The sequence below is a fragment of the Streptomyces sp. AC627_RSS907 genome, from assembly GCF_019049165.1.
On the sequence record NZ_JAGMUE010000540.1, the window covers coordinates 1 to 744 of the forward strand.

Here is a 744-nt window from a genome sequence, read left to right on the forward strand (position 1 = left end):
GGGATGTCGCCGGGAGGGGCGGCAACAGATACGATCCGGCAGACACGCACAGGTAGGGAGGCCGGATTGGGGCGGCTCACCGGCGGGGACCCGTCACTGCTGCGGCGGATCAACTCCGCCGTGGTGCTGCACGCGCTGCGGACCGTGGAGTCCGCGACCCTCACGGATCTGGTTCGAGTCACCGGGCTTTCGCGCCCGACGGTCGAGGGAGTGGTCGAGGGGCTGACGGACAGCGGTCTGGTGGTGGAGACGCCCGCCGAGGAGGGCGAGGCCCGCCGGCAGGGACGCCCGGCGCGCAGGTTCCGCTTCCGCGCGGAGGCGGGGCATCTGTGCGGCATCGAGATCGGCCCGCACCGCGTCTCGGCGCTCCTGTCCGACCTCGACGGCCGACTGCTCGGCTCGGTGGCACGGGAGGTCACCGTGGCGGCCTCGGCCGACGAACGGCTGGAGCGGCTGCGCGGGGCCGTGGCCGACCTGCTGAAGCGCGCGGGCGTGGCCCGCAGTTCGCTGCGGGCGGTCGGCGTGGGCAGCCCCGGCATCGTGGACGCCGAGGGCAACGTGGCGCTGAGCACCGCGCTGCCCGGCTGGACCGGGCTGCCGCTGGGCGACCGGCTGCGCCGCTCGTTCCGCTGCCCGGTGCTGGTGGAGAACGACGCGAACACGGCGGCCGTCGCCGAGCACTGGCAGGGCGCCGCGACCCGCTCCGACGACGTCGTGTTCGTGCTGGCCGGGCTGAGCCCCGGG

At 75.3% G+C, this 744-nt stretch carries 1 protein-coding gene; it reads left to right on the top strand.

Annotated features, from left to right (window positions below; genetic code table 11):
* Positions 1-66: 66 nt before the first annotated feature.
* The coding region (locus tag KUM32_RS36950) for an ROK family transcriptional regulator (RefSeq protein WP_217146246.1) at positions 67-744 on the top strand (678 nt) is incomplete at its 3' end.